Annotated in this window: 21 protein-coding genes; 15 read left to right on the forward strand and 6 right to left on the reverse strand. The window is 71.6% G+C overall.

The genetic code is table 11. The annotated features are described in order from the left end of the window. Nucleotides 1-14 precede the first annotated feature (14 nt). Complete coding sequence (locus IF47_RS0112370; RefSeq protein WP_078591771.1) at nucleotides 15-776, forward strand: GNAT family N-acetyltransferase; 762 nt, start codon at nucleotides 15-17, stop codon at nucleotides 774-776. A gap of 127 nt (nucleotides 777-903) precedes the next feature. Next, entirely contained in the window at nucleotides 904-2913 is a 2010-nt protein-coding gene (locus IF47_RS0112375) for an ATP-dependent DNA helicase (RefSeq protein WP_031508769.1), read from the forward strand. 114 nt (nucleotides 2914-3027) lie between these two features. On the opposite strand, the gene lexA is transcribed toward IF47_RS0112375, so the two are convergent. Then, entirely contained in the window at nucleotides 3028-3831 is an 804-nt protein-coding gene (gene lexA / locus IF47_RS0112380; RefSeq protein ID WP_031508770.1) for a transcriptional repressor LexA, read from the reverse strand. Nucleotides 3832-4246: 415 nt separating this feature from the next. Between lexA and nrdR the strand changes: the two genes are divergently transcribed. Together nrdR and IF47_RS0112390 are read left to right on the forward strand one after the other, a co-directional pair. Then, nucleotides 4247-4903, forward strand: coding sequence for a transcriptional regulator NrdR (gene nrdR / locus IF47_RS0112385; RefSeq protein WP_031508771.1), 657 nt, complete (start codon nucleotides 4247-4249; stop codon nucleotides 4901-4903). 113 nt (nucleotides 4904-5016) lie between these two features. Then, nucleotides 5017-7878, forward strand: a complete 2862-nt coding sequence (locus IF47_RS0112390; RefSeq protein WP_031508772.1) for a vitamin B12-dependent ribonucleotide reductase — start codon at nucleotides 5017-5019, stop codon at nucleotides 7876-7878. Nucleotides 7879-8004: 126 nt separating this feature from the next. On the opposite strand, the gene IF47_RS0112395 is transcribed toward IF47_RS0112390, so the two are convergent. Then, nucleotides 8005-8535, reverse strand: coding sequence for a TerD family protein (locus IF47_RS0112395; RefSeq protein WP_031508773.1), 531 nt, complete (start codon nucleotides 8533-8535; stop codon nucleotides 8005-8007). A 389-nt stretch (nucleotides 8536-8924) separates the two neighbouring features. Here IF47_RS0112395 and IF47_RS0112400 point away from each other — a divergent pair, with 389 nt between their 5' ends. Next, nucleotides 8925-9689, forward strand: coding sequence for an SDR family oxidoreductase (locus tag IF47_RS0112400; protein WP_031508774.1), 765 nt, complete (start codon nucleotides 8925-8927; stop codon nucleotides 9687-9689). Here the strand turns inward: IF47_RS0112400 and IF47_RS0112405 are convergent. Next, a complete protein-coding gene (locus IF47_RS0112405) occupies nucleotides 9643-10245 on the reverse strand; it encodes a TetR/AcrR family transcriptional regulator (RefSeq protein ID WP_031508775.1) in 603 nt (200 codons plus the stop codon). The two genes, IF47_RS0112400 and IF47_RS0112405, sit on opposite strands and share 47 nt — an antisense overlap. A gap of 116 nt (nucleotides 10246-10361) precedes the next feature. Between IF47_RS0112405 and IF47_RS0112410 the strand changes: the two genes are divergently transcribed. The 5 genes from IF47_RS0112410 (at nucleotide 10362) to IF47_RS29390 (ending at nucleotide 14783) form a co-directional block, all read left to right on the forward strand. Continuing rightward, a complete protein-coding gene (locus IF47_RS0112410; protein ID WP_031508776.1) occupies nucleotides 10362-11795 on the forward strand; it encodes an amidase in 1434 nt (477 codons plus the stop codon). A gap of 43 nt (nucleotides 11796-11838) precedes the next feature. Next, nucleotides 11839-12447, forward strand: a complete 609-nt coding sequence (locus IF47_RS0112415) for a YdbC family protein (RefSeq protein WP_031508777.1) — start codon at nucleotides 11839-11841, stop codon at nucleotides 12445-12447. A gap of 105 nt (nucleotides 12448-12552) precedes the next feature. Beyond that, complete coding sequence (locus IF47_RS0112420; RefSeq protein WP_051717523.1) at nucleotides 12553-13281, forward strand: histidine phosphatase family protein; 729 nt, start codon at nucleotides 12553-12555, stop codon at nucleotides 13279-13281. A 131-nt stretch (nucleotides 13282-13412) separates the two neighbouring features. Next, complete coding sequence (locus tag IF47_RS0112425; RefSeq protein WP_031508779.1) at nucleotides 13413-14090, forward strand: ribonuclease HII; 678 nt, start codon at nucleotides 13413-13415, stop codon at nucleotides 14088-14090. 267 nt (nucleotides 14091-14357) lie between these two features. After that, nucleotides 14358-14783, forward strand: a complete 426-nt coding sequence (locus IF47_RS29390) for a hypothetical protein (protein ID WP_342667254.1) — start codon at nucleotides 14358-14360, stop codon at nucleotides 14781-14783. A 31-nt stretch (nucleotides 14784-14814) separates the two neighbouring features. Here the strand turns inward: IF47_RS29390 and IF47_RS0112435 are convergent, their stop codons facing one another. Then, a complete protein-coding gene (locus IF47_RS0112435) occupies nucleotides 14815-15390 on the reverse strand; it encodes a hypothetical protein (protein ID WP_031508781.1) in 576 nt (191 codons plus the stop codon). A 142-nt stretch (nucleotides 15391-15532) separates the two neighbouring features. Further along, on the reverse strand, nucleotides 15533-17698 hold the full coding sequence (locus IF47_RS0112440; RefSeq protein ID WP_031508782.1) for a RecQ family ATP-dependent DNA helicase: 2166 nt from the start codon (nucleotides 17696-17698) through the stop codon (nucleotides 15533-15535). A gap of 130 nt (nucleotides 17699-17828) precedes the next feature. Between IF47_RS0112440 and IF47_RS0112445 the strand changes: the two genes are divergently transcribed. The 4 genes from IF47_RS0112445 to IF47_RS31905 all read left to right on the forward strand — a co-directional run bounded on the left by IF47_RS0112445 (nucleotide 17829) and on the right by IF47_RS31905 (nucleotide 22981). Next, nucleotides 17829-18995 carry a DUF4192 domain-containing protein gene (locus IF47_RS0112445; RefSeq protein WP_051717526.1) on the forward strand — a complete coding sequence of 389 codons (1167 nt, stop codon included), beginning with the start codon at nucleotides 17829-17831 and terminating at the stop codon, nucleotides 18993-18995. Between the two features lie 54 nt (nucleotides 18996-19049). Further along, complete coding sequence (locus IF47_RS0112450; RefSeq protein ID WP_031508784.1) at nucleotides 19050-19805, forward strand: NUDIX hydrolase; 756 nt, start codon at nucleotides 19050-19052, stop codon at nucleotides 19803-19805. Between the two features lie 185 nt (nucleotides 19806-19990). Further along, nucleotides 19991-21025, forward strand: coding sequence for a FadR/GntR family transcriptional regulator (locus IF47_RS0112455; RefSeq protein ID WP_051717530.1), 1035 nt, complete (start codon nucleotides 19991-19993; stop codon nucleotides 21023-21025). 381 nt (nucleotides 21026-21406) lie between these two features. Continuing rightward, a complete protein-coding gene (locus IF47_RS31905) occupies nucleotides 21407-22981 on the forward strand; it encodes an RNA polymerase sigma factor (protein ID WP_031508786.1) in 1575 nt (524 codons plus the stop codon). Nucleotides 22982-23425: 444 nt separating this feature from the next. Here the strand turns inward: IF47_RS31905 and IF47_RS0112465 are convergent, their stop codons facing one another. Next, entirely contained in the window at nucleotides 23426-23656 is a 231-nt protein-coding gene (locus IF47_RS0112465; protein WP_031508787.1) for a DUF7455 domain-containing protein, read from the reverse strand. Nucleotides 23657-24130: 474 nt separating this feature from the next. Here IF47_RS0112465 and IF47_RS0112470 point away from each other — a divergent pair, with 474 nt between their 5' ends. Further along, nucleotides 24131-26233 (forward strand): DNA gyrase/topoisomerase IV subunit B, encoded by a 2103-nt coding sequence (locus tag IF47_RS0112470; RefSeq protein WP_031508788.1) that lies wholly within the window; start codon nucleotides 24131-24133, stop codon nucleotides 26231-26233. Nucleotides 26234-26270: the final 37 nt, after the last annotated feature.

A 26270-nucleotide genomic window follows, 5' to 3' on the forward strand; every position in this document is an offset into this window, starting at 1 on the left:
GTACAGGAGCCCCCATGCCCACCGGTGGTCCGTCGGCCGACTCCGCCATGCCCGCCGCCTCCCGTGTCACCGTGGCACCGGCCGTGTTCGGCCCGCCCGCCACGGCCGGGACCTTCACCACCTCCAGCACGGACGACACCCTCGACCTGCGCCTTCCCGCGGGGCCGACCGCGCCGTCGTACGACGACGCGACCCCGGCGCGGACGGACCTACTCGGCGCCGTCGCCGACTGGGGGCCGATCACCACGGCCGTGGGCGTCTTCCGGCTCGTCCCGGCCCGCCTCGACCGGGACCTGCGGTTGATCACGGCCTGGATGAACGACCCCGCCGTGGCGGCCTTCTGGCGGCTCTCCGGCCCCAGCGAGGTCACCGCAGCCCATCTGCGCGCCCAACTCGACGGGGACGGACGCAGCGTCCCCTGCCTGGGGATGCTCTCCGACGTCCCCATGAGCTACTGGGAGGTCTACCGCGCCGACCTGGACCCGCTCGCCCGGCACTATCCGGCGCGTCCACACGACGTCGGCCTCCACCTGCTGATCGGGGGCGTGACGGACCGCGGGCACGGCATCGGCACCGCGCTGCTGCGCGCCGTGTCGGACCTGGTGCTGGACAACAGGCCGATGTGCGACCGCGTCGTCGCCGAACCCGACGTGGGGAACGTCCCCTCCGTCGCGGCCTTCCTCGGGGCGGGGTTCCGGCTGACCGCCGAGGTCGACCTGCCGGGCAAGCGCGCCGCGCTGATGGTCCGCGAGCGGAGCCTGCGTCATGTCCTGTGAGATCTCCCGTGACGCCCCCCGCGACGCCTCCGTGGCATCACCTCTCGTGGCGCCTTTGTGGCTCGCCGGCGGACGACGGGGCGTTCCCGGCACGGCTGTCGGCGGCGCCGCGTAAGGTGGCAGCCCTATGACCAAGCCCGCCCTCACCGACCTCCTCCACGCCGCCGTCACCGCCGTCGGCGGCACCGAACGTCCCGGCCAGGTAGCCATGGCCGAGGCGGTGGCCGAGGCCATCGACGACAACACCCACCTGCTGGTCCAGGCGGGCACCGGAACCGGCAAGTCGCTCGGTTACCTGGTGCCCGCCCTGGCGCACGGGGAGCGCACGGTCATCGCGACCGCGACGCTCGCCCTGCAGCGACAACTGGTCGAACGGGACCTGCCGCGCACCGTCGAGGCCCTGCACCCGCTGCTGCGCCGCCGCGCCGAGTTCGCCATGCTCAAGGGCCGCTCCAACTACCTGTGTCTGCACCGTCTCCACGAGGGCGTGCCACAGGACGACGAGGACGGCCTGTTCGACGTCTTCGAGGCCGCCGCCCCCACCAGCAAGTTGGGCAAGGACCTGCTGCGGCTGCGGGACTGGGCGGACGAGACCGAGACGGGCGACCGCGACGACCTCGCCCCCGGCGTCTCGGACCGCGCCTGGGCCCAGGTGTCGGTCTCCTCACGGGAGTGCCTGGGCGCCACCCGTTGCGCCTACGGCGCCGAGTGCTTCGCGGAGGCGGCGCGGGAGCGGGCCAAGCTCGCCGAGGTGATCGTCACCAACCACGCGCTGCTGGCCATCGACGCCATCGAGGGCGCGCCGGTGCTCCCCGGCCACGAGGTGTTGATCGTCGACGAGGCGCACGAACTGGTCTCCCGGGTCACCGGGGTGGCCACAGGCGAGTTGACGCCGGGCGGGGTGAACCGGGCGGTGCGCCGGGCGGCCAAGCTGGTCGACGAGAAGGAGGCGGACCGGCTCCAGACCGCAGCGGAGGGCTTCGAGAGGCTGATGGAGCTGGCCCTGCCGGGCCGACTGGAGGAGATCCCCGAGGACCTCGGATACGCCCTGGCGTCGTTGCGGGACGCGGCCCGTGCGGTGATCACCGCACTGGGCAACACCCGCGACAGGTCCGTCCAGGACGAGGACGCGGTCCGCAAGCAGGCCCTGGCGTCCGTGGAGAACGTCCACGAGGTCGCCGAACGCATCCTGACGGGCTCGGAGTACGACGTCGTCTGGTACGAGCGTCACGACCGCTACGGCGCCTCGCTGCGGGTCGCCCCGTTGACGGTCTCCGGGCTGCTGAGGGAGAAGCTGTTCGAGGACCGGGCGGTGGTCCTGACCTCCGCCACGCTCAAACTGGGCGGGGACTTCGACGGCGTGGGCGCCTCCCTGGGGCTGACCGTCGAGGGCCGTCTTCCGGACGACCGGACGGCCGCCGAGGAGGCCGAGGAGGAGGGCGACGACACCGTCCCGCGCTGGCGCGGGCTGGACGTCGGCTCGCCCTTCGACTACCGCAGGCAGGGCATCCTCTACGTCGCCCGGCACCTGGCCCCGCCCGGCCGGGAGGGCAGCCGCGGCGACATGCTGGACGAGCTGTCCGAGCTGATCCAGGCCGCCGGTGGCCGCACCCTGGGGTTGTTCTCCTCGATGCGGGCCGCTCAGGCCGCCGCCGAGGAGCTGCGCGGGAGGCTGGACGTGCCGATCCTGCTCCAGGGCGAGGAGACCTTGGGGGAGCTGATCCGCCGGTTCGCCGCGGACGCCGAGACGTGTCTGTTCGGGACGCTCTCGCTGTGGCAGGGCGTGGACGTGCCCGGGCCCAACTGCCAGTTGGTGGTGATGGACCGCATTCCGTTCCCGCGCCCGGACGATCCGCTGATGAGCGCACGGCAGAAGGCCGTGGAGGAGGCGGGCGGCAACGGCTTCATGGCGGTGGCGGCCACCCACGCGGCGCTGCTGATGGCGCAGGGCGCCGGCCGTCTGGTGCGGGCCGGTGGGGACCGGGGCGTGGTGGCCGTGCTGGACTCGCGGCTGGAGCGGGCGCGGTACGGCGGTTTCCTGCGGGCCTCGATGCCCGACTTCTGGTACACCACCGACCGCGATCAGGTGCGCCGTTCGCTGGCCGCCATCGACGCGGCGGCGAAGGCCGCCGGGTAGGGAGGCGGACGCCGGTGCGGGCCGGCGGAGCCGGGGGAGGGGCCTGAGAGGCCCCTGGGACACATGTGGGCCCCGGGACCGGCGCAGTGGTCCCGGGGCCGGTCTGTCGGTCGCTCAGACGCGACGCAGTACCGCGACGACCTTGCCGAGGATGGTGGCCTCGTCGCCGGGGATCGGCTGGTAGGCGGAGTTGTGGGGGAGCAGCCACACGTGCCCGTCCTCGCGCTTGAAGCGCTTGACGGTCGCCTCGCCGTCCAGCATGGCGGCGACGATGTCGCCGTTCTCCGCGACGGGCTGGCGGCGTACCGTCACCCAGTCCCCGTCGCAGATGGCCGCCTCCACCATCGAGTCGCCGACGACCTTGAGGACGAACAGTTCGCCGTCGCCGACGAGCTGACGCGGCAGGGGGAAGACGTCCTCCACCGACTCCTCGGCCAGGATCGGGCCGCCGGCGGCGATCCGGCCGACCAGGGGGACGTAGGAGGCGGCGGGCTTGCCGGTGGTGTCGGTCGTCTGGCTGGTGGGCGCGTCGGAGGCGCGCACCTCGTAGGCCCGCGGGCGGTGCGGGTCGCGCCGGAGGAAGCCCTTGCGCTCCAGCGCCATCAGTTGGTGGGCGACGGAGGAGGTGGAGGACAGCCCGACGGCCTGACCGATCTCCCGCATGGACGGCGGGTAGCCGCGACGCTGCACGGAGTCGCGGATCACCTCGATCACCCGCCGTTGGCGATCCGTCAGGCCGGAACTGTCGGCGCGGATGCCGGGGGGCCGGCCGGGCAGCGCGCGGGTGGGCCTGGAGGTGTCCTGACCGCTCGCGCCGTCGGTCTTCCCCGGAGCGGCGTTTGCTCCGTGCACATGGTCGATTCGGTCCCGGGAACGGTCCCGTGCGGTGATGGTGGCGCTCTCTGCGGTGGTGCTCACGTCGGCCCCTCTCAAGCGGTTCTCCCTAGCTGGACAACGGTAGGTGCTTTCGAAAGGTTGCGCCAAACACACGTTCGAGTGAAATTTCGCGGATTAGCTGACGTGATCGATGTGGCCGATGTATGGCCCGAAGATCGTCGCCGATCGCTACGGTACCGTTTCGTGCGCCGTGGGCCCGGACGTTTCCCGCCCGTGCGGCGTGTTCGGTCATCGGCCACCAGATGTAGTGGTTAGATAGTCGGCAGCCACCCAGAAGTTGTGGTCCCCCGCCTGAGAGGGAGGGAGGACATCACCTATGCTGGTGGCCGCTTCGAGGGCCGTTCACCGGGCACTCGAAGGCTTGTCCAGTGCTGCGTTCATGCCGCGCTCATGCTGTTCATGCCGTGCCGTCAAGGGTGAAGGAGGGTGGGAAGCGATGCACTGCCCCTTCTGCCGGCACCCCGACAGCCGCGTCGTCGACAGCCGTACCACCGACGACGGCGCCGCGATCCGTCGGCGCCGTCAGTGCCCGCACTGCTCCCGTCGCTTCACGACGGTGGAGAACGCGTCACTGGTGGTGGTCAAGAGGAGCGGGGTCACCGAACCCTTCAGCCGGGACAAGGTCATCGCCGGGGTGCGCAAGGCGTGCCAGGGGCGCCCGGTCACCGAGGACGCGCTCGCCCAGTTGGGCCAGCGGGTCGAGGAGGCCGTGCGCGCCAGGGGAAGTGCCGAGCTGTCCACCCACGACGTCGGTCTGGCCATACTCGGACCGCTGCGCGAGCTGGACCTCGTGGCGTACCTGCGTTTCGCCTCCGTCTACCAGGCCTTCGACTCGTTGGAGGACTTCGAGGCCGCGATCGCGGAACTGCGCGCGGCCCGAGCCGACGCACGCGACGGCGGAGACGGTGGCGACGGCGAGGCCCCGGAGAGACCCGGGGACTCCGAGAGCGCGGCCCCGGCCGGAGACACCCCCACGGACGCCGCCGGACGCCGGAACGGCGCCGGTGACGAGGGGGGCGCCGGAGGCGGAAGAGGCCACGGGGGCGGCGGAGACCCCGAGGCCCCCGCCGTCCCGACGGCCGCCGGGAACTGAGCGGCCCGCACGGACCGGACCGGAACGCCGTCGGCGTTCCGGCCATCGATACGGACACCACACCCGGGAAGGACCGGGTGTGTCAGGGCGTTATGCCTGTACAGGGAGGCGGAATGACAGAGACGACGAGCGACCCGGCGCGAAGCTCCAAGAGCAGGGGGAGCAAGGCCGGCAAGGGTCTGCGGTTCGAGCGCGTCCACACCACCCCGGGGGTGCACCCCTACGACGAGGTGGTCTGGGAGCGCCGTGACGTCGTCATGACCAACTGGCGCGACGGCTCGGTCAACTTCGAGCAGCGCGGCGTGGAGTTCCCCGACTTCTGGTCGGTGAACGCGGTCAACATCGTCACCAGCAAGTACTTCCGCGGAGCCCTGGGCACGCCCCAGCGCGAGACCAGCCTCAAGCAGCTCATCGACCGCGTGGTGAAGACCTACCGCGCCGCCGGAGAGAAGCACGGCTACTTCGCCTCCCCGGCCGACGCCGAGATCTTCGAGCACGAGCTGACCTATGCCGTGCTCCACCAGATCTTCGCGTTCAACTCCCCGGTGTGGTTCAACGTCGGCACCCAGCAGCCCCAGCAGGTCTCGGCCTGCTTCATCCTCTCCGTCGACGACTCCATGGAGTCGATCCTCGACTGGTACAAGGAAGAGGGGATGATCTTCAAGGGCGGCTCCGGAGCCGGGCTGAACCTCTCGCGCATCCGCTCCTCCAAGGAACTGCTGTCCTCCGGCGGCAACGCCTCGGGCCCGGTGTCCTTCATGCGCGGCGCCGACGCCTCCGCCGGAACGATCAAGTCCGGTGGCGCCACCCGCCGCGCCGCCAAGATGGTCGTCCTGGACGTCGACCACCCCGACATCGAGGCGTTCATCGAGACCAAGGTCAAGGAGGAGGAGAAGATCCGCGCCCTGCGCGACGCGGGCTTCGACATGGACCTGGGCGGCGAGGACATCACGTCCGTCCAGTACCAGAACGCCAACAACTCCGTCCGCGTCAACGACGCCTTCATGAAGGCCGTCGAGTCCGGCTCGAAGTTCGGCCTGCGCGCCCGGATGACCGGCGAGGTCATCGAGGAGGTCGACGCCCGCGCGCTGTTCCGCAAGATGGCCGAGGCCGCCCACGCCTGCGCCGACCCCGGCATCCAGTACGACGACACCATCAACCACTGGCACACCTCGCCGGAGACGGGCCGCATCACCGCCTCCAACCCGTGCAGCGAGTACATGCACCTGGACAACTCCTCGTGCAACCTCGCCTCGCTGAACCTGATGAAGTTCCTGCGCGACGACGAGCAGGGCCGGCAGTCCTTCGACGTCGAGCGCTTCGTCAAGGTCGTCGAGCTGGTCATCACCGCGATGGACATCTCCATCTGCTTCGCCGACTTCCCCACCGAGAAGATCGCCGAGACCACCCGCGCCTTCCGCCAGCTCGGCATCGGCTACGCCAACCTCGGCGCCCTGCTGATGGCCACCGGCCACGCCTACGACTCCGACGGCGGTCGCGCGCTGGCCGGGGCGATCACCTCCCTGATGACCGGCACGTCCTACCGCCGCTCGGCCGAACTCGCCGCCATCGTCGGCCCGTACGACGGGTACGCCCGCAACGCCGAGGCCCACCAGCGCGTCATGCGCCAGCACGCCGACGCCAACACCGAGGCCAAGCGGATGGACGACCTGGACACCCCGGTGTGGGCCGCGGCCACCGAGGCCTGGCAGGACGTGCTGCGCCTGGGCAAGAAGAACGGGTTCCGCAACGCCCAGGCGTCCGTGCTCGCCCCCACCGGCACCATCGGCCTGATGATGGACTGCGACACCACCGGCATCGAACCCGACCTGGCCCTGGTCAAGTTCAAGAAGCTGGTCGGCGGCGGCTCGATGCAGATCGTCAACAACACCGTCCCCAAGGCCCTCAAGCGCCTGGGCTACCAGCCCGAGCAGGTCGAGGCGATCGTCGCGCACATCGCCGAGCACGGCAACGTCATCGACGCGCCGGGTCTGAAGCCGGAGCACTACGAGGTCTTCGACTGCGCCATGGGCGAGCGCTCCATCTCGCCGATGGGGCACGTGCGGATGATGGCCGCCGCCCAGCCGTTCCTGTCCGGCGCCATCTCCAAGACCGTCAACATGCCTGCGACCAGCACCGTCGAGGACGTCGAGGAGATCTACCTCCAGGGCTGGAAGCTGGGTCTGAAGGCGCTCGCCGTCTACGTCGAGAACAGCAAGGTCGGTCAGCCGCTGTCCGCCAAGAAGAAGGAGGAGAAGGCCAAGGAGGGCGAGGCCGAGAAGGTCGTCGAGTACCGCCCGGTGCGCCGACGCCTGCCCAAGGGCCGTCCCGGCATCACCACCTCCTTCACCGTCGGCGGCGCCGAGGGCTACATGACCGCCAACTCCTACCCGGACGACGGTCTCGGCGAGGTGTTCCTGAAGATGTCCAAGCAGGGCTCGACCCTCGCGGGCATGATGGACGCCTTCTCCATCGCCGTCTCGGTGGGTCTGCAGTACGGCGTGCCGCTGGAGACCTACGTCTCGAAGTTCACCAACATGCGCTTCGAGCCCGCGGGCATGACCGACGACCCCGACGTGCGGATGGCCCAGTCGATCGTCGACTACATCTTCCGCCGCCTGGCGCTGGACTTCCTGCCCTTCGAGACCCGCTCGGCCCTGGGCATCCACTCCGCCGAGGAGCGTCAGCGCCACCTGGAGACCGGCTCCTACGAGCCGACCGAGGACGAGGTGGACGTCGAGGGACTGGCCCAGTCGGCGCCGCGTCAGGTGGACCCGCCCAAGCCGGTCGAGGTCCCCGAGCCGCAGGCCCCGGCTCCGGCCCCGAAGGAGGTCCACAGCTCCACGGAGCTGGTGGAGATGCAGCTCGGCCTCAACGCCGACGCCCCGCTCTGCTTCTCCTGCGGCACCAAGATGCGCCGCGCGGGTAGCTGCTACCTGTGCGAGGGCTGCGGCTCCACCAGCGGCTGTAGCTGACGGCCGACGCCGGGCGCGGTGGGCGCCGCGCCCGGCGTTCGGACGCGACACAAAGGGGCGTCGGCCCGGGGCCGACGCCCCTCCGCCGTGTCCGCCCCACCGGACCGCGGGGAGGCGGAAGGTCGATCAGGAGACCGCGGCGCCCATCAGCGCGGCGAAGGAGTCCGGGTCGGCGTCGAACCCGCGAACGTCCTCGCGGAACTCCCAGACCCCCGAGCCGTTGCGGGTGAACTCCGCGACGGTCGCGGCCGTGGAGCCGGAAACGGCGGAGAAGTCGTGCCGGGCCAGCTCGGTGTACCCCTCGGCGATCCGGATGGCGGTGTTCGCTATGTCGCCGAACGTCGTGCGCCCCGCGCTCTGCTGGATGGCCACGCCCACCATCACGCGGGCGTACGAGGACGCCATCCGGTGGAGCTCCACCGTCATGACCTCGTCGTCGCCGAAGCCCAGCCCCGTCCTGCTGTCCCTGTTGAGGGTGATGGTGCCGTCGGGCGAGCGCCTGTCGAAGTGCACGAGGTGGACGGGCTCGCCGTGCGGGTCGTCCGCGGAGTAGACCGCGGCGATGATGTCCAGGTCGTGGGGCGGCGCGCCGGAGGCGCTGGGATCCCACCTGAGTGCCACCTGAACCTTCTCGACCCCCTTGTTGAGACTGCTCACCAGGCTCCCCTTCCTCGCCTTCCTCGGAACCGAGCCGCCGCGGTACGTGCCCGCGCCCGGGTGGCGGGGCTTCGGGCCCGTCCGTCCATGGTGCCATGAGCGCGGCCCCATCTCGGAGGGAAGTCGCCTATTGACGCGGTGGGTTGACCGTGTGTCAGGAGTGATTCCCCGACCATGGGGCGGCGGGTGGCGGGTGTGACGCCGACTCGGCCGCCGCCGGCGGCCCGGCGGACGGGTGAGCCGACGCGTCCGCGCGGGTCGTCCGGCCTCGCCGGTGGAAGGGAAGGAGCGACTCCGTATCGGAAGGTGGAAGGCCGGTGGAACACAGGGAACCCGTCGAGTTCGACGACGCCGCGAACACCGGTCGTCGGGACGCGGACAGGCCCGTCCTGGTGACCGGGGGCACCGGCACGCTCGGCCGCCGCGTCGTACGGCGGCTGTCGGCAAAGGGGCGCGCGGTACGGGTGCTCAGTCGCCGTCCACGCCCCGCCGGCGACCGGGAACCGTACGACTGGGCGACCGGCGACCTGAGCACGGGGGAGGGGATCGACGCCGCGGTCGAGGGCGTCGGGGCGATCGTGCACTGCGCGACCACGATCGGGCGAGGGGACGTGGCGGCGACCCGCCGGCTGGTGGACGCCGTACGCCGGTCGGGAGGCGGCCCGCACCTGGTCCACATCTCCATCGTCGGGGTCGATCGGGTGCCGTTCGTCTACTACCGGGCCAAGTTGGCCACCGAGCGGATCGTGGCGGGGGCGGGGCTGCCGTGGAGCATCCTGCGGGCCACCCAGTTCCACGACCTGATCGCCAGGATCGTCGACGCGCAGCGGAGACTGCCGGTGACCCTGGCGCTCGGCGGGGTGCGTTTCCAGCCCGTGGACGCCGGGGAGGTGGCCGACCGGCTCGCGGCCCTCGTCGTCGGCGGGCCCGCCGGCCGGGTGCCCGACATGGGCGGCCCGCAGGTGCGCGACCACCGAGAGTTGACGCGGACGACGCTGCGGGCCCGGGGCCGCCGTCGCCCGGTGCTGCCGCTGCGGCTGCCGGGGGCCGTCTTCCGCGCCTACCGGGAGGGAGGCCACCTGACGCCCGACCACGCGGTGGGCCGCGTCACCTACGACGAGTACCTGGCCGCTCGGACTCCCCCAGCCGGGTGAGCCGGTCGTCCAGGATCTCCAGGGCCGCCTCGGGGGAGAGCCGCCCGATGAGGACATGGGTGGTCAGGCCGTCGGCGAGGGCGAGCAGGGCGTCGGCCTCGCGTTCGGGGTGGGGCGGGTCGACCGCCTCGGCGATCAGGCGCACCAGGAGGGCGCGCAGTTCGTCGTAGGAGCCGCGTACGACGGTCGCCAACGCGGGGGTGACGGCGGCCTGCGCCACGAACGCCAACCACACCCGGGCCTCCGCGCGGTGCTCCTCGGCCAGGAGGGAGACCTCGGCGAGGGTGTGCCGGAGGGAGGTGCGCGCGGACCGGGCGGGCGAGGCGGCGAGCCGGGCGCGGACGCGGTCGGTGATCCGCTCGCCCACGTGCGCGAGGGCGAAGACGAGCACCTCCTCCTTGGTGCGGAAGCAGCGCTGGACGGCTCCCATGGAGACCTCGGCCCGAGCGGCCACGTCGCGCAGGGTGACCCCCTCGAGACCACGCTCGTCGGCGAGGAGGCAGACGGCGTCGGCGATCCGCCGACGCCGGCCGTCGTGGTCGATCCTCCGGGGCATGGCCGCGACCTCGCTTTTCCGATGCGCTTGTATCGATTCCAGGATGCTGTTCCGATGCAAGCGCATCGGAAAGAGGGGTGCCCGCGGAGACGGCGGGCGCCTCGGAGGGGCGAGTGATGAGCGGTGACGGTGGTGCGGACGGTGCCCTGTGGCGGTGGGAGGCCGGCGCGATCGCACGGGCGGTCCGGGCCGGCGAGGTGAGCGCCGCCGAGGTGGTCGACCGACATCTGGAGCGGATCGCCGCGGTGAACCCGGAGGTCAACGCCGTCACTCGGGTGCTCGCCGACACGGCCCGGGCGCAGGCCGCCGAGGTCGACTCCCGCCGCGCGGCGGGAGTCGATCCGGGCCCGCTGGCCGGTGTGCCGTTCACCGTCAAGGAGAACATCGCGGTCGGCGGGGTGCCGACCACCCACGGCGCCCGATGGTTCCGGGACGCCACGGCCACGGCCGACGCCCCGCCGGTGGCCAGGCTCCGGGCGGCCGGGGCCATACCGGTGGGCCGCGGCAACATGCCCACCCTCACGCTCGCCGGGATGCACTCCCGCAGCGAACTCTTCGGCGACACGGCCAACCCCTGGGATCCACGCGTCACCCCGGGCGGCAGCAGCGGAGGCGACGGCGCGGCCGTGGCAGCGGGCCTGGCGCCTCTGGGGCTGGGCAACGACTCCGGCGGATCGGTGCGTGTCCCCGCCGCCTTCTGTGGTGTGACCGGCCTCAAACCCACCGAGGGGCGGTTCCCCGCCGACCACCGGATCGGCGCCCAGGACCCGCCCCTGAGCGCCCAGACGATCCCGGTGGACGGCCCGCTGGCCCGCACCGTCGGCGATCTGCGCCTCGCCTTCGAGGCACTGGCCGGCCCGGGAGCCGACCCGCGCGACCCGCGCGCCGTTCCGGTGCCCACGCGCGGGCCCGACGTCGGGCCCGCGCGGGTGGCGGTGGTCGCCGATCCGGGCGGCCGGGGCGTGCACCCGTGGGTGCGGGAGGCGGTGGACACCGTGGCCGCACACCTGTCGGACGCCGGGTACGACGTGACGGAGGTGCCCGACGTGCCGAGGCACGACGAGGCGCTGGAGGCGTACGGCAGGATGATCATGACCGAGTTCGCCGCCACCTGGCCGTCGGTCAAACGGATCCTCGGCGAGGAGGGACACCACTACATCGAGATGTCGATGGCGCGCACCGCGCCGGTGGATCTCCCGGAGTACCTGCGGCTGACCGGAGTGCGGCTGACGGTCCGACGGGCCTGGGCCGAGTTCCTCGCCGAGTACCCCCTGCTGCTCGGCCCCGTGTTCACGAGTCCACCGCCGGCGCCCGGGCTGGAGTCCCGTGACGAGGAGGGGCACCGCGCCGTCACCGAGGCGCTGCGGTTGTGCACCGTCACCGGCTTCGCCGGCGTCCCCGCCGTGGCCGTCCCCGCCGGGGTGTGGGGCGGTCTGCCCCAGGGGGTGCAGATCGTCGGGCGGGCCTTCCGCGAGGACCTGTGCCTGACCGCGGCCGAGGCGGTCGAACGCAGGGTCGGACGCCTCACCCCCGTCGACCCCCGACCGTGACGAGCCATGCGATCAGCGCCCCATATGGCCGTACGATGGCGCGGTGTTGGTCAAGTGGATGCGGTGCACGGTGGTCGACCGACGCGGCTTCGAGCGAGGGCAGCGGAAGTGGGCGGGGCTGCTCGGCGAGCCGGGCTTCCGCGCGCAGGGCGGCGGCTGGAGCCGGGCCCGGCCGGGCGTGGCACACCTCTTCGGCTTCTGGGAGAGCCGCGCCTTCTACGACTCCTTCATGGCGCGCTCCCACGACCGACTGGCGGCGGCGCAGAACGGCACCTACAAGGACGCCCAAGTCCGCCTCTTCGAGTACCGCTTCGATGTGAAGGTGGGTTTCCAACCGGGGTTCGCGGACGCCGACCTGCTGCGCGTCGCCCACTGCAAGGTGCGCCGGGAGCGCGTCGAGCACTACATCCTGATGCAGGAGAAGGTGTGGAACCCGGCGATGGCCGGATCGCCCGGGATGCTGCGAGGAGTCTTCGCCCAGGCGCGGAGCGAGGACGAGTTCCTGGTGCTGTCGATGTGGGACTCGGCCGCGGAACACGGCAAGTACCGCACGGAGAGGATCGAGAGACTGGCGCTGCGCGCCCAGCTCGGGGCCGACGTCACGGCGGTCACCGGGGACGTGATCGACCTCGAACCGGCGTGGACCGTCTGACGGACCGGGCCCGGCCCTGAACCCGATTCCGGCCCGCCCCCGGTCCGGGCCGGGGAGATCGTGCCCGCGGTGGGCCGGCGGTCCCGACGCGCATAGGCTGGACACATGGCACGACCCCGACGCATCGTTCTGGTCCGGCACGGGGAGTCGGAGGGGAACGTCGACGACTCGGTGTACGAGCGGCTTCCCGACCACGCCCTGAGCCTGACCGCGCGAGGTCTCCGGCAGGCGGAGGCCGCGGGCGAGCGGCTGCGGGCGGTCTTCGGCGACGAGCGCGTCTCGGCCTACGTCTCGCCGTACCGCCGCACCCACCAGACCTTCCGCGCCCTGCGCCTGGACCCGACGCGGGTGCGGGTCCGCGAGGAGCCGAGGCTGCGCGAACAGGACTGGGGCAACTGGCAGGACCGCGAGGAGGTCCGGCGGCAGAAGGCGGCGCGCGACGCCTACGGGCACTTCTTCTACCGCTTCGCCCAGGGCGAGTCGGGAGCGGACGTCTACGACCGGGTCGGCGCCTTCCTGGAGAGCCTGTGGCGCAGCTTCGCCCTGCCCGACCACCCGCCGAACGTGCTGTTGGTGACGCACGGGCTGACCATGCGGCTGTTCTGCATGCGGTGGCTCCACTGGACGGTCGCGGAGTTCGAGTCCCTGTCCAATCCGGGGAACGGGGAGAGCCGCATGCTGCTGCTGGGGCCGAACGGGCGCTACCACCTGGACCGACCCTTCGAACGCTGGACCACACCCGAGTCGTACGCGGGGGCGTACGAGAGCGGGGCCGGAGAGGTGTACGGACTGGCGCGCTCCTACGAGCCACCCGGCAGGCGCCGGAGCCGGTGACGCCCGGGCCGCCGGGGCCGCCGGGGCCGGCCGGTCGTCCGGCGCGCCCACGGCGGAGGAGCCGAAGGACGAGCGCCGGCACCGGCCCCCGCGGAACGCGCCCCGGCCGGGGGCGTACCCTGGCTGGCGCCATGCCGTACGAGCCTCCCACCCACCGCGTCGAGCGTTCCCTCCGGGCCACCACCGGAGCGAGGGTCGTCGCGGGAGTCGACGAGGTCGGCCGCGGCGCCTGGGCCGGGCCGGTCACCGTCTGCGCCGCGGTCACCGGACTGCGTCGGCCGCCCGACGGGCTCACGGACTCCAAGCTCATCGGCCCCGGACGCCGTGCCGAGTTGGCGGAGGAACTCGCCGACTGGGTCACGGCTCACGCCCTGGGGCACTCCTCACCGGAGGAGATCGACGAGCTGGGCATGACGGCCGCGCTCCGGCTCGCCGCCGTACGCGCTCTGGAGGCCCTGCCGGTCCGTCCCGACGCGGTCATCCTCGACGGCAAGCACGACTACCTGGGAGCGCCCTGGAGGGTCCGTACGGTGATCAAGGGCGACCGCTCCTGCGTGGCGGTGGCAGCCGCCTCCGTGATCGCCAAGGTGCACCGGGACACCCTCATGGCACGGCTGGGCGAGGAGTACGCGGCCTTCGGTTTCGACCGCAACGCCGGTTACCCCTCGCCCACGCACCGCACCGCCCTCGCGGAGCTGGGACCGACACCCCACCACCGGCTGTCGTGGTCGTACCTGGACGCGCTTCCGCGTTGGCGGCACATGAAACGGACACGCGGGGAGAGGGTCGAACAGATCGGCCTTTTCTGACCCCGGGTCACGCTAACGAAATCGCACCTTTTTCCGAACCCGGTGACACATCCGGCTTCGGCGTTTGATAGACATCAGCCCATGCCTCACAGCTCCGAGGAGCCCAAGATCCACCCGAATGTCCCCGGCCCCCGCACCGCGGCGGGCACCACCCGGACCCCCCAGAATCCCCGTCCCGCGGCCCCTGTTCCCGGTCCCCGACCGACGTCGCCGCGAGCGGATCGCGGTCGTCCCGTTCCGGGCCGGCCCGCGCCGGCGCGCACGGCGGTGCCTCCGCAGCCCACCGCGGGGCGCTCCACGGCGCGGACGAAGAAGGCGCCGCAGATCCAACTCGTCGCCGCCGAGGAGGCGACCGCGGTCGAAGTCGCCGACGAGACCGTCGACACACTGCTCGACGAGGGCCGCTCGCCCGCCGACGTCCTGGTGCTCACCACCGGCGACCAGCACCCCTGGGCCCAGCACGAACTCTCCTTCGGGGAGGAGCCCTACTGGCGTCAGCAGGCCGAGGGCGAGGACGTCTTCTACGCCCACGCGACGGCCGTCGAGCGCACCACCGCCCGTCCGGTCGTCGTGCTCGTCGTCAACGGCGGGACGGACGAGGAGGCGGCTCGGGCGCTGCCCCTGGCCCTCGCCAAGGCGAGCTCCCGACTGATCGTCTGCGGGGACCCGCAGAGGCTGCGCAGCCTGCTCTGACCGTCCGTGCCGCGCTTTTCGGACCGGAGGGTCAGCGGGCCGCGGCACGACGCGGCACCCCGGCGCCGCCGTGCCCCGTCCGCCCGCCCCGGGCGGTGGGGCCGAGGGAGGGGCGCCGGCCGCGACGGTCCTCGCCGAACACCTGCCACCCGGTACGGGTCAGAGTGATGTACGCCCCGCACCGCAGACCGTGCAGGGTGCAGGCGTCGCGCAGGCCCCACATCCAGGCGCCGTCCTCCTCCGTCCAGCCGGGGCCCTCCTCCCGGCAGCTCAGCAGGACCGCGGTGCGCACCGGTCTGCGCAGGCGCAGATCGTGCGGGACGATGCCGCGCAGTCGGGACAGCAGGACGTTGCGGCACTCCCAGCCGTCGGGCACGGAGTCGGAGCGGACGAACGACGCGCTCGCGACGAGCCGTTCGTCGGGCCCGAACACCGCGACGACGGTGGTGGACGGGGTGGGACGGTGACGTGAACACAGGCCGGTGACGACCTCGCGAGGGTCGCGGAGCAGGGGTATCCCGGCGGCGGCCCACTCGGCGGGTTCGAGGACGCGGCCGAGGTGGGACGGTGTGTTCGCGGGGGCCGGTGAGGCGAAGCCGAAGGCCATGGTCCCTCCTCCGTTCCTCGTCCGTGGGGCGCACCAATTCTCACCGGCGCGAACGGCGGCGGCAATGGGACCTCGACTGCCATGGGACACCCGGGCCGTCACCTCGTCGAAACGGATCCCGACGGACCGCCGGCGCCGGACATCACCCCTGCACCGCGAGGACCAGCGGCATCACCCCCGTCGCGCCGGCCCGGCGCAACAGCCGCGCGGCCACGGCCAGAGTCCAGCCGGTCTCCGTGAAGTCGTCCACCAACAGCACCGGCCCACCGCGGGCCGCCACTGATTCCGCCACCGACCCGGGCACGGTCAGCGCCCCGTGCAGCGCCCTGAGCCGCTGCGCGCTGTTGGTGCGCGGAACACGGGTGTCCACCGCTTCGTCGGCGTACTCCACGGTGCCCAGCAGCGGTATCCGGCCGACCGTGGCGATCCGTTCCCCCAGCGACCGGATCAGCCGCGGCCGGGTCCGGGAGTCGATCGTCACCACCCCCACCGGTCGTGCCGGGGCGTCCGCCTCCCCGGACGCCCATCCGCCGGGCCCCCTGGCCCAGTCCGCGAGCACCGTGACCACGGCGTCGGCCACGTCGTCCGGCACCGGTCCGTCCGCCGACCGCGATTCCAACAGCGGGCGCAGCCGGTTGCCCCAGCCGATGTCGGAGAGTCGGCCCAAGGCCCTGCCGGGGGCGGCCTGTTCGCCGGGCGGAATGCGGCCCTTGAGCTCCAGTCCGATGGCGGGCAGACCCGTCGGCCACATCCTGCGGGGCTCCACCTCCACGCCGGGACGCCGCAGTTCGCCCCGCGCGGCCTCCAGCGACACGGGATCGACCTCGGTGGCGAACCACGGACCCGCGCAGTTGTCGCAGCGCCCGCACGGCGCGGCGGCCTCGTCGTCCAACTGGCGCCGCAGGAACTCCATCCGGCATCCGGAACCGGTCGCGTACTCCCGCATCGCCCGCTGCTCGGCCTCCCGCTGCCGGGCCACCCGGGCATAGCGCTCGGTGTCGTAGGACCACGGCGCGCCGGTGGCGATCCAGCCACCGCGCACCCGCCGCACCGCTCCGTCCACGTCGAGGACCTTGAGCATCGTCTCCAGCCGCGAGCGGCGCAGCTCCACCAAGGGCTCCAGAGCGGGCAGGGACAGAGGGCGATCGGCCGCCGCCAGCGCGTCCAGCGTGCGACGCACCTGTTCCTCGGGAGGGAAGGCCAGGGACGCGAAGTACCGCCAGATCGCCTCGTCCTCCGGGCCGGGCATCAGCAGCACCTCGGCGTGCTCCACGCCACGCCCGGCCCGGCCCACCTGCTGGTAGTAGGCGATGGGGGAGGAGGGCGATCCGACGTGGACGACGAATCCGAGATCCGGCTTGTCGAACCCCATGCCCAGGGCGGAGGTGGCCACCAGCGCCTTGACCCGGTTGCCCAACAGATCGGCCTCGGCGGCCTCCCGGTCGGCGTTCTCGGTCCTCCCCGTGTAGGAGGAGACCGCGTGCCCGCGCTGTCGCAGGAACGCCGCCACCTCCTCGGCCGCCGACACCGTGAGCGTGTAGACGATCCCGGAGCCCGGCAACTCGTCCAGGTGGCTGTCGAGCCAGGCCAGCCGGTGCGCCGCGTCCGGCAGCCGCAGCACCCCCATGCGGAGACTCTCGCGGTCCAGGGAACCACGCAGGACGAGTGCGTCCGCCTTCTCCCCGCCGGTGCCCAACTGCTCGGCCACATCGGCCGTGACCCTGGAGTTGGCCGTCGCGGTGGTGGCGAGCACGGGGACGCCCGGGGGAAGCTCCGCGAGCATCGTCCGCAACCGTCGGTAGTCGGGCCGGAAGTCGTGGCCCCAGTCGGAGATGCAGTGCGCCTCGTCGACCACCAGCAATCCGGTCGTGGCCGCCAACTTCGGCAGCACCTGGTCGCGGAAGTCGGGGTGGTTGAGGCGCTCCGGGCTGATCAGCAGCACGTCGACCTCGCCGGCGGCCACCTCGGCGTGGACCGCCTCCCACTCCTCGGTGTTCGCCGAGTTGATGGTGCGGGCGTGGATGCCCGCCCGTTCCGCGGCCTCCACCTGGTTGCGCATCAGCGCCAACAGCGGGGAGACGATCACGGTCGGTCCGCTGCCGCGCTCGCGCAACAGCGCCGTCGCGACGAAGTAGACCGCCGACTTGCCCCAGCCGGTGCGCTGCACCACCAAGGTCCGCCGGCGCTCCACCACCAGAGCCTCCACGGCCCGCCACTGGTCCGTGCGCAGCCGTGCCGCGCCGGTGGTGTCGCCGACGAGACGGGACAGTACGGCATCGGCCTCGGTGCGCAGGTTCTCCTCGCTCATACGCCCATGCAACCCGATGACACCGACGGCAGGCGAATGACCTGTGGACAAACAAGGATTCATGTGATGAATGGCGTCGCCTGTGGACAAACGCGAGCGGTTCCGCGCCCATCCACGTCACTGTCGGCACATGACACGACACAGTGAATCCGCCCGCCGGCCGTCCACCACCAGGGTCACCCTGCGAGGCCCGGCCGAGCTGATCGACTCCCTTCCGTACCTGCTCGGCTACCACCCCGACGACTCCGTCGTCCTGGTCGGCCTCCACGGCTCCAACGGGCGCTTCGGCTGTCGGCTCAGGGTGGGCATCCCCTCCGGCGAAGAGGGATGGGACGATCTCGCCGATCAACTCGCCGACTGCCTGTACGGCAACAGCGCCACACGGGGCGCCCGTCCCGACGGGGCTCTCGTCTTCCTGTGCCGGGAGCCGGACGAGGGCGAGAGCGGCCGGGCCGTGATGGAGCGGCTCAAGCCGCTCGCCCAACGGTTGCGGATCGCCTGTGGGGCACTGGAGATGCCCGTGTACGAGGCGTTGTGCGTCTCCGGAGGCCGGTACTGGTCCTACTGCTGCCCGGACGTCCGCTGTTGCCCCGCCGAGGGCACCCCACTGGGCGTCCCCGGCACCTCGGTCATGGCCGCCGCCGCCACGTACGCGGGGCTGCGGGTGGAGGGCTCCCTGAAGGAACTGACCGCCAGGCTGGCGCCGCTGGGGCCGCCGATCGCGGAACCGCAGGAACTGGCCCTCGACCTCGCGGGCACGGCCCTCGTGCCGCGGATGCTGGGCGAGGTCGACCGACGCACCGTACGGAGCGAGACCCTCGCGCTCGCCCGGCGGTTGATCGACCGCTACAGGGAGGCGCCCGTCGCGGACCGGAGGGAGGGACGGGCGCGGGCCGACGCCCGGGACGACGAGCTCCTCTCCCACGAGGAGGCCGCCACCTTGATCCTGGGCCTCCAGGACCGGGTGGCCCGGGACTGGGCCGCGGAGTGGATGGAGGGCGAGGACGCGGCGCCCGCGCTCCGGCTGTGGCGGGCCCTGGCGCGGCGGTGCGTCGGCGCCTACGCCGAACACGCCGCCGCGCCGCTCACCCTGGCGGGCTGGGTCGCCTGGTCCAGCGGTGACGAGCCCGGTGCGCGCGTGGCGCTGGGGCGGGCACTGGAACTGGACTCCGAGTACGTCTTCGCACGGTTGCTGCACAGCGCCTGCAACAGCGGACTCGATCCCGAACCGCTGAGGCGGTGCCTGCGACGACAGCGAGCCGAGCGGACCACGGGGACCACGACGGTCCACAACTGACCGTGGGGGAGAGGAAGCGCTGTTTATCGTCAGGAAGACGACTATGATCACGCCATGCCCTACGACCCGTCGGCTTTCCCACCCTTCGCCGTCACCGTCGACCTGGTCGTGCTCACGGTGCGCAGGCACGCGCTGTGCGCACTGGTCGTACGTCGAGGCGAGTCGCCGTACCAGGGGCGGTGGGCGCTGCCCGGGGGGTTTGTGCGAGTCGACGAGGACCTCGAGGACGCGGCGGCCCGGGAGCTCGCCGAGGAGACCGGGCTCCGGGTCCAGGACCCGGGCAGCGGGAGCGTGGGCGCACACCTCGAACAGTTGGCGACCTACGGCGATCCGCGGCGGGACCCGCGGATGCGGGTGGTCAGCGTCGCCTACCTGGTGCTCGCCCCGGACCTGCCCTCCCCCACGGCCGGCGGGGACGCGCACAGCGTCCGCTGGGCACAGGTGGACACCCTGTTGGAGCCCGGGGACGGTACGGAGGGAGGCGGCGACCGACCCGTGCCGCTCGCCTTCGACCACGACCGGATCCTCGCGGACGGGGTGGAGCGCGCCCGTTCGAAGATCGAGTACTCCTCGCTCGCCACCGCGTTCTGCCCGCCGGAGTTCACGGTGGGGGAGCTGCGCAGGGTGTACGAGGCGGTGTGGGGCGTCGCGCTCGATCCGAGGAACTTCCACCGCAAGGTCACCGGGACTCCCGGTTTCCTGGTGCCGACCGGTGGCACGACGACCCGTCAGGGCGGCAGGCCCGCGCAGTTGTTCCGGGCGGGCGGGGCCACGTTGTTGAACCCGCCGATGCTGCGTCCGGAGATCTGAGGGAACCGGGCCGGGCGGGAGCCGGGGCTTCCCGGCGGTTCCCCACCGTGGAGCCGCGTCGTCGGACGGTCCCGCATCGCACACATGTGCCGCCACCGCGCGTCCGGTTCCGCGCACACCGATCGAAAGAGCGTTTCCTTCCGATAAGGCGTCAATTATGCAGAGGGCGACGATCACCCTTTCGTGTGCTTTTCACCAAAGCCCTCAAGGCCGTCCGGAGCACCGCCGACAAAGGATGCGTGACTACCCTTGCGCACACCATGATGACCTCGGCTCGCTCCGCCGACCCCGGCTTCGCCGGTCCGGGCGAGCCGGACCGTTACGCCTATGCCGAGTCGACCGGCGCGGTCCGTGCCACCAGCGTCTCCGCCTGGGACGGCGGCGAGGCGGACATGGCCCGGGCCGGACGCCGTACCGCCGGGAACCGGGGGCGCGGGCTGCACGGCCAACTCGTACAGCAACTGGGACAGATGATCGTCTCCGGCGACCTCGGCGCCGACCGCCCCCTCGTGCCCGAGGAGATCGGTCAGCGCTTCGAGGTCTCCCGCACCGTCGTCCGCGAGTCGCTCCGGGTCCTGGAGGCCAAGGGCCTGGTCAGTGCCCGCCCCAACGTCGGCACGCGGGTCCGCCCGGTCAGCGACTGGAACCTTCTCGACCCCGACATCATCGAGTGGCGCGCCTTCGGCCCACAGCGCGACGACCAGCGCCGCGAGCTGTGCGAGCTGCGCTGGGCGATCGAGCCGCTCGCCGCCCGACTCGCCGCCGACCACGGCCACGACGAGGTCCAGCAGCGTCTCGCCGACATGGTCGAGATCATGGGGCACACGCTCGCCCAGGGAGACGCCCTGACCTTCTCCCGGGCCGACGCCGAGTTCCACGCCCTGCTGCTCCAGGCCGCGGGCAACCGGATGCTGGAGCACCTCTCCGGCATCGTCGCCGCCGCCCTCCATGTCTCCGGCGCCCCCGCGGGCGGCTGCGAGCGCCCCACCGAGGCATCGGTGGCCCACCACCGCAGGATCGCCGAGGCCGTGGCCTCCGGCGAGGCCGCCACCGCCGAGAGCACGATGCGCCAACTGCTCGCGGTCTCCTCCGAGGCGGCCGTCCCCGCGACCTCCGGTGCCCCCGCGGCGCCCGTCCCCACGGCCGCGGGAACGGCGACCGACGCTCCCGCGGCCGGCGGCTCCTCCGACCATGTGGTGCCCGCGCCGCGCGAACACTGACCGCCGGCACCGACCGGGCCCCGCACGGTGTCGCCGGATCCTGGGGGAGGGATCCTGCGACACCGTGCGGCCCCGTGACCCACATCCGCCACGACCCCGACCCGACCCCGCCGCACAGGCGTGCATTCCGGCGATATGGAGCGCAAGAGGCGATATGGCCGTGTATGTCCTGTGACTCGGGACACTCTAATTGGGCGTAACGCTTCGCGTGGCAACGCGATGACTCAAGAGGTGGCAGTTACTGGGAACGCGACGCCGTGTCCGGTGCCGTGTTTCCCGTCGCTTCCACCCGAGCCGCCGGTCATCCCCGCCGGGGCTTGCAGGTTCCGGATCCTTCGTGGGCGGGGCCGAAGCCGTTTCCATCGTTCCGAGAGGTTGTTCGTGTCGGCCAGCACATCCCGTACGCTCCCTGCGGAGATCGCCGAGTCCGCGTCTGTGATGGCGCTCATTGAGCGGGGAAAGGCCGAGGGGCAGATCGCCGGCGACGATGTGCGTCGGGCCTTCGAGGCTGACCAGATTCCACCGACTCAGTGGAAGAACGTCCTGCGCAGCCTCAACCAGATCCTCGACGAAGAGGGTGTGACGCTCATGGTGAGCGCCGCGGAGGCTCCCAAGCGCACCCGGAAGAGCGTCGCAGCGAAGACCCCGGCCAAGCGCACCGCCACCAAGACGGTCGCCACCAGGAAGACCACCGTCAGGAAGACCGCCGCTCCCAAGGTGGGAGGTCCGGCCGAGGGCGTGGAGGAGGCCGCGGAGGAGACCCCGGCCAAGCCCGCCAAGAAGGCGGCGGCGAAGAAGACGGCGGCGAAGAAGACCACCACCGCCAAGAAGGCGGCGGCGAAGAAGACCACCGCGAAGAAGACCACCGCCAAGAAGTCCGCCGTCGACGACCTGGTCGAGGACGAGGCGCTCATCGACGAGCCCCCGCTCAAGGGCGGCAAGGGCGCCGACGAGCCCGCCGTCGAAGCCAAGGGCGAGAACGAGGGGTTCGTCCTGTCCGACGAGGACGAGGACGACGCCCCCGCCCAGCAGGTGGCCGCCGCGGGCGCCACCGCCGACCCGGTCAAGGACTACCTCAAGCAGATCGGCAAGGTCCCCCTGCTCAACGCCGAGCAGGAGGTCGAACTGGCCAAGCGCATCGAGGCCGGTCTCTTCGCCGAGGACAAGCTCGCCAACAGCGACAAGCTCGCTCCCAAGCTCAAGCGCGAGCTGGAGATCATCGCCGAGGACGGCCGCCGTGCCAAGAACCACCTCCTGGAGGCCAACCTCCGTCTGGTGGTCTCCCTGGCGAAGCGCTACACCGGCCGCGGCATGCTCTTCCTGGACCTGATCCAGGAGGGCAACCTGGGTCTGATCCGTGCCGTCGAGAAGTTCGACTACACCAAGGGCTACAAGTTCTCGACCTACGCGACCTGGTGGATCCGCCAGGCCATCACCCGGGCCATGGCCGACCAGGCCCGCACCATCCGCATTCCGGTGCACATGGTCGAGGTGATCAACAAGCTCGCGCGCGTCCAGCGCCAGATGCTCCAGGACCTGGGCCGCGAGCCCACCCCGGAGGAGCTGGCCAAGGAACTCGACATGACCCCCGAGAAGGTCGTCGAGGTCCAGAAGTACGGCCGTGAGCCGATCTCCCTCCACACCCCGCTGGGCGAGGACGGCGACAGCGAGTTCGGTGACCTCATCGAGGACTCCGAGGCTGTCGTTCCGGCGGACGCGGTCAGCTTCACGCTCCTGCAGGAGCAGCTCCACTCCGTCCTCGACACGCTCAGCGAGCGCGAGGCGGGCGTGGTCTCGATGCGCTTCGGACTCACCGACGGCCAGCCCAAGACGCTGGACGAGATCGGCAAGGTCTACGGCGTGACCCGGGAGCGGATCCGCCAGATCGAGTCCAAGACGATGTCGAAGCTGCGCCACCCGTCCCGTTCCCAGGTGCTGCGCGACTACCTGGACTGATCCCGGCCGGCCTGATCCAGGCGACCGAATCCCGGTGACCGAATACGGCGAGGCCGGTCCCCCGCGGGGGACCGGCCCCGGAGGGGACACGGTGCGGCTCGCGACGATGTGCTCGCGCCCGGCGGCGCGCGGGGCACGGAACCGCCCGGACGGGAGCGCGGGAGCGTGGACTCGGTACGGACTCGGATGGTCGGATGGGTGCGGAGTGACGCGGAGAGGACGTGCGTCGGGAACGAGGAAACCGCTCGGGACGGAGCTCCGCGGAGAGGAAGGGCGGAGGCCCTCCGACGCTCCCGGGCGTACCTCGCGGAGGTCGGGCGGCATGGGTACGGGCGGCCACCCTCGAGGGGAGTGGCCGCCCGTCGCGTCCGGCCCGGGGCCGGTCCGAGCTCGTCGGATGGGGACGCGGTTGCCGCCGGAGCGGTGGAGCCGACGGATCAGCCGTCAGTGCTCACTGTCGCCCGCGCTCGCGGAAGTGGCGTTGAGCCGCTCCGTCTCGTCCTGTATCTCCGCGGCGATCTTCTTGAGCTCCGGCTGGAACTTGCGGCCGTGGTGGGCGCAGAACAGCAGCTCTCCACCGCTGAGGAGCACGACACGCAGGTATGCCTGGGCGCCGCAGCGGTCGCAGCGGTCAGCGGCCGTCAGCGGGCTCGCGGGGGTCAGAACAGTAGTCACGTCGCCTCTTCTCTAGCTCGACGAGCTGTCGTACCAGGGTCAACATCCAACCAGGCCGAAAACGTTCCCGCTCGTGGCTTTTCCTCGAAAAATCTCTGTGTGAGGTGGCTGACATGTTGCCGGTTTGGCGGCGAATGAGCCGTTTACAGAGATGTGTTGATCTTTGTCGCCTTCATGTTGTCTGTTCGGTTGTGTCTCCTCGGGGGCCGGTCTCCCGGTCTGTTCCTGAGGACGTGCCCGGAGCCTAGATGGTTCATGCCCCGATGGGAACGTGATGTACACGTCACCCGGACGAGTTATCGAACGCATTATCGACGCTGGGTTACCATGGGCCTTCTCCTGGGTGGCGTCACATCGGCTCTCCTGGGCCTCGGTACCCTCTGACCCGCAAGGCAGCCATCCCCAGCGAAATTTCAGCGAGGAGCGAACCGCGTGACCGCCGAGACTCCCCTGGCCTCCGGCAGGGGGACCCCCATGCCGTCCACCGCCCTGTTGACGGGGGCGGACCGCGACGGTTCCAGCTACACCGCGCGGCACCTGCTCGTCCTCGAAGGGCTGGAGGCGGTGCGCAAGCGGCCCGGCATGTACATCGGCTCCACAGACAGCCGCGGCCTCATGCACTGCCTCTGGGAGATCATCGACAACTCCGTGGACGAGGCCCTCGGAGGCTACTGCGACCGCATCGAGGTGATCCTCCACGAGGACGGCTCGGTCGAGGTGCGGGACAACGGGCGCGGCATCCCCGTCGACGTCGAGCCCAAGACGGGCCTGTCGGGCGTCGAGGTCGTGATGACCAAGCTGCACGCCGGCGGGAAGTTCGGAGGCGGCTCGTACGCCGCCTCCGGTGGTCTGCACGGCGTCGGCGCGTCCGTCGTCAACGCCCTGTCCGCCCGCCTCGACGTCGAGGTCGACCGAGGCGGCCGCACCCACTCCATCAGCTTCCGGCGCGGTGTCCCCGGGATCTTCACCGAGATCGGCCCGGACGCCCCCTTCGACCCGGCGAGCGGCCTGCGCAAGGGCAAGAAGATCCCCAAGGACCGGACGGGCACCCGCGTGAGGTACTGGGCCGACCGGCAGATCTTCCTCAAGGACGCCAGGTTCTCCCTGGAGGATCTGCACGCCCGGGCCCGCCAGACGGCCTTCCTCGTGCCCGGCCTGACCATCGTCGTCCGGGACGAGCGCGGGATCGACGGCGCCCCGCCCGCCGAGGAGGTCTTCCACTACGAGGGCGGCATCAGCGAGTTCTGCGAGTACCTCGCCCAGGACAGGCCGATCTGCGACGTGCTGCGCCTGACCGGACAGGGCACCTTCAAGGAGACCGTCCCGGTTCTGGACGAGCGCGGCCACATGATTCCCACCGAGGTCACCCGCGACCTGGGCGTCGACATCGCGCTGCGGTGGGGAACGGGGTACGAGAGCACGGTCAGGTCGTTCGTCAACATCATCGCCACGCCCAAGGGCGGCACCCACGTCTCCGGCTTCGAGCGGTCCCTCACCCGGACGGTGAACGAGGTGCTGCGCTCCACCAAGCTGCTGCGCGTCGCCGAGGACGACGTCGTCAAGGACGACGTGCTGGAGGGCCTGACGGCGGTCGTGACCGTCCGACTGGCCGAGCCCCAGTTCGAGGGGCAGACCAAGGAGGTGCTGGGCACCTCGGCAGCCTCCAGGATCGTCGCCCAGGTCGTCTCCAAGGAGCTGAAGGCGTTCCTGACCTCCACCAAACGCGATGCCAAGCAGCAGGCCCGCGCGGTGCTGGAGAAGGTCGTCGCCGCGGCCCGCACCCGCATCGCCGCACGCCAGCACAAGGAGGCCCAGCGCCGCAAGACGGCCCTGGAGTCCTCGTCCCTGCCGGCCAAGCTCGCCGACTGCCGCAGCGACGACGTGGAGCGCAGCGAGCTGTTCATCGTCGAGGGCGACTCGGCGCTGGGCACGGCCAAGCTCGCCCGGAACTCCGAGTTCCAGGCGCTGCTGCCGATCCGGGGCAAGATCCTCAACGTCCAGAAGTCGTCCGTCTCCGACATGCTGAAGAACGCCGAGTGCGGCGCGATCATCCAGGTCATAGGAGCGGGTTCCGGCCGGACCTTCGACATCGACCAGGCGCGCTACGGCAAGGTGATCTTCCTCGCCGACGCCGACGTCGACGGGGCGCACATCCGCTGCCTGCTGCTCACGCTCTTCCAGCGCTACATGCGGCCGATGGTCGAGCAGGGGCGTGTCTTCTCGGCGGTGCCGCCGCTGCACCGGATCGAGCTGGTCAACCCCAAGCGGGGGCAGAGCAAGTACATCTACACGTACTCCGACAACGAGCTGCGCCAGACCCTGCTGGACCTGGAGCGCCGCGGCATCCGCTACAAGGACTCCGTTCAGCGCTACAAGGGTCTGGGCGAGATGGACGCCGACCAGCTCGCGGAGACGACGATGGACCCGCGCCACCGCACCCTCCGGCGCATCAACATCAGCGACCTGGAGGCCGCCGAGAGGACCTTCGACCTGCTGATGGGCAACGAGGTCGCGCCCCGCAAGGAGTTCATCACCACCTCGGCGGCGACGATGGACCGGTCCCGGATCGACATCTGACGACTCCGGCCGGTGCCCGGCTCCCGCGCTCCCGTCC

Origin of the sequence: Streptomyces megasporus (assembly GCF_000718985.1) — a bacterium.
GTDB lineage: Bacteria > Actinomycetota > Actinomycetes > Streptomycetales > Streptomycetaceae > Streptomyces > Streptomyces megasporus.